This window comes from Aquabacterium sp. UBA2148, from assembly GCF_002328915.1.
Taxonomy (GTDB): Bacteria; Pseudomonadota; Gammaproteobacteria; order Burkholderiales; family Burkholderiaceae_C; genus Aquabacterium; species Aquabacterium parvum.
Genome location: NZ_DCXA01000168.1, coordinates 1 through 6,734 on the forward strand (window position 1 = coordinate 1; position 6,734 = coordinate 6,734).

At 66.2% G+C, this 6,734-nt stretch carries 5 protein-coding genes; 2 read left to right on the forward strand and 3 right to left on the reverse strand.

Features of this window, described 5'->3' with window-relative positions; translation table 11 throughout:
• The coding region (locus tag B2W70_RS09350) for a methyl-accepting chemotaxis protein (protein ID WP_349677444.1) at positions 1–268 on the forward strand (268 nt) is incomplete at its 5' end.
• Between the two features lie 15 nt (positions 269–283).
• On the opposite strand, the gene B2W70_RS09355 is transcribed toward B2W70_RS09350, so the two are convergent.
• Complete coding sequence (locus B2W70_RS09355) at positions 284–1,036, reverse strand: metal-dependent hydrolase (RefSeq protein WP_349677445.1); 753 nt, start codon at positions 1,034–1,036, stop codon at positions 284–286.
• A gap of 235 nt (positions 1,037–1,271) precedes the next feature.
• Between B2W70_RS09355 and B2W70_RS09360 the strand changes: the two genes are divergently transcribed.
• Complete coding sequence (locus tag B2W70_RS09360) at positions 1,272–1,988, forward strand: TetR/AcrR family transcriptional regulator (RefSeq protein ID WP_286745109.1); 717 nt, start codon at positions 1,272–1,274, stop codon at positions 1,986–1,988.
• Positions 1,989–1,990: 2 nt separating this feature from the next.
• Here B2W70_RS09360 and B2W70_RS09365 read toward each other — a convergent pair whose 3' ends face one another.
• Both B2W70_RS09365 and B2W70_RS09370 read right to left on the reverse strand, forming a co-directional pair.
• A complete protein-coding gene (locus B2W70_RS09365; RefSeq protein ID WP_286745110.1) occupies positions 1,991–2,413 on the reverse strand; it encodes an HIT family protein in 423 nt (140 codons plus the stop codon).
• 5 nt (positions 2,414–2,418) lie between these two features.
• Positions 2,419–6,438 carry an FAD/FMN-binding oxidoreductase gene (locus B2W70_RS09370; RefSeq protein ID WP_286745112.1) on the reverse strand — a complete coding sequence of 1,340 codons (4,020 nt, stop codon included), beginning with the start codon at positions 6,436–6,438 and terminating at the stop codon, positions 2,419–2,421.
• Between the last annotated feature and the right edge of the window lie 296 nt (positions 6,439–6,734).

Sequence of the window (6,734 nt, forward strand, 5' to 3'; positions counted from 1 at the left end):
GGGCTCCAAGCTGGTGCAAGAAGCGGGCACGTCCATGCAGGGCATCGTCGAGGGCGTCGAGCGCGTGACGCAGATCATCCGCGAGATCACCCAGGCGGCCGACCAGGAATCCGATGGCATCGGCCTCGTCAGCCAGGCGGTCGGCAAGCTCGATCAGATGACGCAGCAGAACGCGGCCCTGGTTGAAGAGTCCGCTGCAGCGGCAGAGCACCTCAAGGGCCAGGCGGAAACGCTGGCCGAAGTGGTCAGGCGCTTTCAGTTGCGCTGAGCCCAGCGAGCCTGTTCAGTTCGAGGGCTTCGGGTTGCGGTAGGCGTCGAGCAGTTCGCCTTGCGGCCCGAAGAGACGAGTGCGCCATGCCTCTTCCAGCGCTTGCGTGGCCTGCTGGCGCGGGTGGAACTTGCGCCGCCAGAACTTGGGCATGTGGCGCAGCACCGAGCTGATCAATGCCTTGGGGCCAAACAGTGCCTTGAAGCCTTGCCGGTTCTCTTTCAGGTTGAAGAGTTGTCCTTCTTTGATCAGCAGGTGGAGCCAGCTGGCCACCACCGGCAGCATCACAAAAATGCCCACGAGCCAGCCGGCTTGCTTGCGCTCGCGCTGGGTGCCACCGATCAGCTCGAAAACGTCGTAGGCCACTGACTTGTGTTCGAGCTCTTCGAGCGCGTGCCAGTACCAAAGCTGCAGCATTTCCGGGTCGGATGACTTTGCCAGGGCCTCGTCGGTCAGCCAGACCTCGGCGAGGTGGGCGGTGAAGTGCTCCATCATGGTGGTGCACGCCAATTGCAGCCGGGGCGAGAAGCGCTCGAGCTGGCGCAGTCCGAAGCGCACGTAGCGAGCAGGCAGGTCCACGTCGAGGCCGCGCTCGCGGAACAGGTCGTTGAGCCGATCGTGTTCACGGCCGTGCAGGGCCTCCTGTCCCATGAAGCCCGAGACCTGGGCCTTGAGCACCGGGTCGGTGATGCGGTCGCGGAAGTGGCGCACCGACTCCATGAAGAAGCGCTCGCCCGGCGGAAAGATGCCGGAGAAGACCACGAACATCAGGCTGGCCAGCGGGTTCTGGTCGTAAAAGAAATACCGCTGAGAAGCCTGGGGAAGCGAAAGTCGATGTGACGGGGGGGATGCCCACCTGGGCGCCAGTGAGCGGGCGGGTGGCAACGGTGTCTGACATGCGTGGTCTCCTGATGGGCGCACGTTTGCTTGACGTGCACGATAATCGCTGACAGTTTGATCCGAATGTTCATTCGGATTCAATTCGGATCCTTTCACGTCAGCCATGCCACGCATCCCCCGACAGCAACGCGCCAAGTCCACCGTGGAAGCCATCCTGGACGCCGGCTACATCAGCCTGGGCAGGCATGGCCTGGCCGGCACCACCACCACCCACATCGCCGACATCGCGGGCGTCAGCGTGGGGTCGCTCTACGAGTACTTCCGCAACAAGGAAGCCATCTACGCGGCCATGCAGGAGCGCTTCGTGCGCGACCTGGTCAGCACCTTGCAGCCCCTGACACCCAGGATCGTGCGCACGCCTTTGACGCAGGCCATCCCGACGCTGCTCTACGAGGTGCAGGCCCTGCTGCTGCGCGACGACCAGCGTTACCTGCGTTATGCCAGGGTGATCTTCAACGCCGACTTCCGCCTGGACCTGACCGAGGTCTCGCGCTTGCTGGGCGACATCATCGTGCAGTACCTGCTGCACAACCCGCAGTACGCGCGCATGCAGCGCTTCGCGGCCATGAGCTACATCTTCGTGAACGCCGGCATGTTCACCGTGATCCGGCACCTCTCCGATCCGAACCCGCCCATCTCATACGACGAGCTGGTCGATGGCCTGGCCCACATGGTGAGCCATTACGTTCGGATGGAGCAGCAGTTGATGCAGGCGGCGGCCCGAGACGGGCTGTCGGTGGCTCAGGCAGGCCCGTTGGGTGGGGGTGTCTCTGGCGGTGACCCTGGCGGTGCCGAGGGCGGTGTGCCCGGCGGCGGCTGAACTCAGCCGGCCAGCAGCGCCTCGGCCACGCGGCGGTCCAGCTCGGTCAGGGGCAGTGCCAGGCGCGCCTCGGCATCCGACACCTCGCGTTGCTTGGGCGCCCACACCGGCGCAGGCCAGCGGGCGTCCCAGTCGAAGCGCGCGATCACATGCCAGTGCAGGTGCGGCACCACGTTGCCCAGGCTCGCCAGGTTGACCTTGGTGGGCTTGATGTGCTCGCGCAGCACCGTCTCGACCTTGGCCACGGCCTGCATGATGCGGCTGCGGTCAGCCGGGGGCAGGTCGGTCCACTCGGCCACGTGCGCGTTCCAGATCACGCGGTAGAAGGCCGGGTGGTCGGCATCCACCGCGCGGATCACGCGCAGGGCTTCGTTGCGGAAGACGGGGATGCCACCTTCCTGCTCGCACAGCTCGCAACCGGTCATCGGACTCACACCAGCACCCGCTCGATGCCGCCGGTGTTGGCCCGGTCGACGTACTCGCGCATCCAGTTCTCGCCCAGGATCTGGCGGGCCATCTCGACGACGATGTAGTCGGCTTCGAGCAGGCCGTTGGCCGTGTCTTCACCGTAGCGGCTCAGGCCTTGCAGGCACGCGGGGCAGGAGGTCAGGATCTTGACGTTGTCCTTCTCGCCCAGCAGGCCCTGGTTGCGCAGCGCGGCCTCGCCCTTGCGGATCTCTTCTTCCTTGCGGAAGCGGATCTGCGTGGAGATGTCCGGGCGGCTGACGGCCAGCGTGCCGGCCTCGCCGCAGCAGCGCTCGGACTTGATGACGCCGTCGCCCACCAGGGCCTTGACGGTCTTCATCGGGTCCTGCAGCTTCATGGGCGTGTGGCAGGGGTCGTGGTACAGGAACGCGTCCTTGCCCTTGAGCGTGATGCCCTTTTCCAGCAGGTACTCGTGGATGTCGATGATGCGGCAGCCCGGGAAGATCTTGTCGAACTGGTAGCCCTGCAGCTGGTCATAGCAGGTGCCGCAGCTGACCACCACCGTCTTGATGTCCAGGTAGTTCAGCGTGTTGGCCACGCGGTGGAACAGCACCCGGTTGTCGGTGATCATCTTCTCGGCCTTGTCGAACTGGCCGGCGCCGCGCTGGGGGTAGCCGCAGCACAGGTAGCCCGGCGGCAGCACGGTCTGCACGCCCGCATGCCAGAGCATGGCTTGCGTGGCCAGGCCCACCTGGCTGAACAGGCGCTCCGAGCCGCAACCTGGGAAGTAGAACACCGCCTCGGTGTCGGCCGTCGTCTGCTTGGGGTCGCGGATGATGGGGACGTAGTCCTTGTCCTCGATGTCCAGCAGGGCGCGCGCGGTCTTTTTGGGCAGGCCGCCCGGCATCTTCTTGTTGATGAAGTGGATGATTTCCTGCTTCAGCGGGGCCTTGCCCACCGTGGCCGGCGGTGCGTCGGTCTGCTTGCGGGCCACCACCTTCATCACGTCGTTGGCCACGCGCTGCAGCGGCATGGCCACGTCCACCAGCGCCGTGCGGATCAGCTTGATGGTCTGCGGGTTGTTGGTGTTGAGCATGGCCATGCCGGCTGCACCAGCGGGGCGGAAGCTCTTCTTGCCCATCTTGGTCAGCAGGTTGCGCATGTTCATCGACACGTCGCCGAAGTCGATCTTGACCGGGCAGGGCGTCAGGCACTTGTGGCAGACCGTGCAGTGGTCGGCCACGTCCTCGAACTCGGACCAGTGCTGGATGGACACGCCGCGGCGCGTCTGCTCTTCGTACAGGAAAGCCTCGACCAGCAGCGAAGTCGCCAGGATCTTGTTGCGCGGGCTGTAGAGCAGGTTAGCGCGCGGCACGTGGGTGGCGCACACCGGTTTGCACTTGCCGCAGCGCAGGCAGTCCTTGACGCTGGCTGCGATGTCGCCGATGTCAGACTGCTGCATGATCAGCGACTCGTGGCCCATCAAGCCGAACGAGGGCGTGTAGGCCTCGGTCAGGTCGGCGGCGTGCACGTCATCGCCCAGGGCCTTGAGGGCCGCGCCGCGCAGCAGCTTGCCCTTGTTGAAGCGGCCTTCGGGGTCCACTTTCAGCTTGTAGGCCGTGAAGTTGGCGATCTCTTCGTCGGTCAGGAACTCGAGCTTGGTGATGCCGATGCCGTGCTCACCGGAGATGACCCCGTCGAGCGAACGCGCCAGCTTCATGATGCGCGCCACGGCTTCGTGCGCCGTTTGCAGCATCTCGTAGTTGTCGGAGTTGACCGGGATGTTGGTGTGCACGTTGCCGTCGCCGGCGTGCATGTGCAGGGCCACCCACACGCGACCGCGCAGCACCTGCTTGTGGATGCGCTTGAGCTCGTCGATGACGGGGCTGAGCGCCGCGCCGTTGAAGACCTTGGCCAGCGGCTCACGGATTTCCTTCTTCCAGCCGGCGCGGATGCTCCACGTCTGCAGCAGGTTGAAGACGGTGCCCTGGCCAGCGGTGGCCTCATCTGGCACATAGGTGCCGTCCTGGTGCTGGGTGTAGCCCAGGGCCACCAAGTCGCCGCTGACGTCGGCCAGCGGGGTGTCGAGGTGCTGGTACAGGAAGCCCCAGCGGGCGCGCGTCTGGGCCAGCAGCGTTTGCGCCGCCTGCACCTTCTCGGTGAGTTGCTCGTCGCTGGGCAGCTCCGACGGGTCGTCTGCCTTGCCCATGAAAGCTGCCACCGCCGCGTTGCCACCCTTGAAGAAGGCGTCGAACGCATCCAGCAAGGCCAGCTTGTTGCGCAGCGAGAGCTCGATGTTGATGCGCTCGATGCCCAGCGTGTACTCGCCCATGCGCGGCAGCGGGATCACCACGTCTTCGTTCACCTTGAAGGCGTTGGTGTGCTTGGCGATGGCGGCGGTGCGCTTGCGGTCGGCCCAGAACTTCTTGCGCGCGTCGGCGCTCACGGCCACGAAGCCTTCGCCGTTGCGGCCGTTGGCCAGGCGGATGACCTCGCTGGTGGCGCGGGCCACGCGGTCTTCGTCGTCACCGACGATGTCGCCGATCAGCACCATCTTGGGCAGGCCATTGCCGCCCACCGTGCGCTTGCTCTTGGTCGCGTAGCCCACGGCCTTGAGGTAGCGGTCGTCGAGGTGCTCCAGGCCGGCCAGGATGGCGCCGCCTGGTTGCGCCATCTCGGCGAACATGAAGTCCTTGATTTCGACGATCGAGGGCACGCACAGGGTCGGGTTGCCGAAGAACTCCAGGCACACCGTGCGGGTGTGCTTGGGCATGCGGTGCACCACCCAGCGGCAGCTGGTGATCAGGCCGTCGCAGCCTTCCTTCTGGATGCCGGGCAGGCCGGCCAGGAACTTGTCGGTGACGTCCTTGCCCAGGCCTTCTTTGCGGAAGATGCGGCCGGGGATGTCGAGCTTTTCGGTGCGCAGGTGGGTCTTGCCGTCGGCCGCGTAGTAGTGCAGCTCGAAGCTCGCCACCTCGACGTCGTGGATCGTGCCCAGGTTGTGGTTGATGCGGACCACCTCCAGCCACTCGGCGTTGGGCGTGACCATGCGCCACGAGGCGAGGTTGTCGAGCGCGGTGCCCCACAGCACGGCCTTCTTGCCACCCGCGTTCATGGCGACGTTGCCGCCCACGCACGAGGCCTCGGCCGAGGTCGGGTCCACGGCGAACACGTAACCGGCGCGCTCGGCCGCATCGGCCACGCGCTGGGTGACGACGCCCGCGCCCGTCCAGACGGTGGGCACCTTGTGCTGCACGCCGGGCAGGTCGACCAGCTCGACCTCGGTCATCTGCTCGAGCTTTTCGGTGTTGATGACCGCGCTCTTCCAGGTCAGGGGCACAGCGCCGCCGGTGTAGCCGGTTCCGCCCCCACGCGGGATGATGGTCAGGCCGAGTTCGACGCAGCCCTTGACCAGGCCCGCCATCTCCTCTTCGGTGTCGGGCGTGAGCACGACGAAGGGGTACTCGACGCGCCAGTCGGTGGCATCCGTCACGTGGGCGACGCGGCTGAGGCCATCGAACTTGATGTTGTCGGCGCGGGTGACGCGACGCAGGGCCTCGGCGGCGCGCTTGCGCAGGTCGGCCATCTGTTCGAAGGCGCGCGCGAAGCGGTCGATGGCCTGGCCGGCGGCTTCGAGCAATTCGCCGACCAGCTTGTCGCGCCCGGCGTCGCTGCCGGGGGTGCGGCGCTTGTTGACTTCGCTGAGGCGGTGATAGAGCGCGTCGATCAGCTGGCCACGGCGCTTGGGCGTGTTCAGCAGGTCGTCTTGCAGGTAGGGGTTGCGCTGCACCACCCAGATGTCGCCCAGCACCTCGTAGAGCATGCGGGCGGAGCGGCCGGTCTGGCGTTCGGTGCGAAGCAGGCTGAGCACCTCCCAGGCACGCTGGCCCAGCAGGCGCTGGACGATCTCGCGGTCCGAGAAAGAGGTGTAGTTGTAGGGGATCTCGCGCAGGCGGGGTTGGCCGTCGGCGTGGCCGTCGGCGACCTGGGCGGTCATGTGGGTCAGCTCGGTGGGTGCGTTCATGAGGGCGCCGGGCGCGAAAGGCCAGTTTTGGCCGGGTTCCTGAATGAAAACGCCACGGAGCCGGGGCGACGCAAGCCGCCCAGGCACTGCGGTGAGGGGGTGGTTTTCGCGCCTGAGGCGAGATGTTAACGCACCCCACCCACCCCTTCCCGCGAAAAGGGCACTTCACACCCCCCTGTGGATCGTTTCATGCTTGAGGGGTTTCGCTATCCTGACACCCATGCCGACGCCGACCTCCCCACTCGATCCTTGGCCTTACCCTTGCTGGATTGCCCACCGTGGCGCCGGCTCGCAGG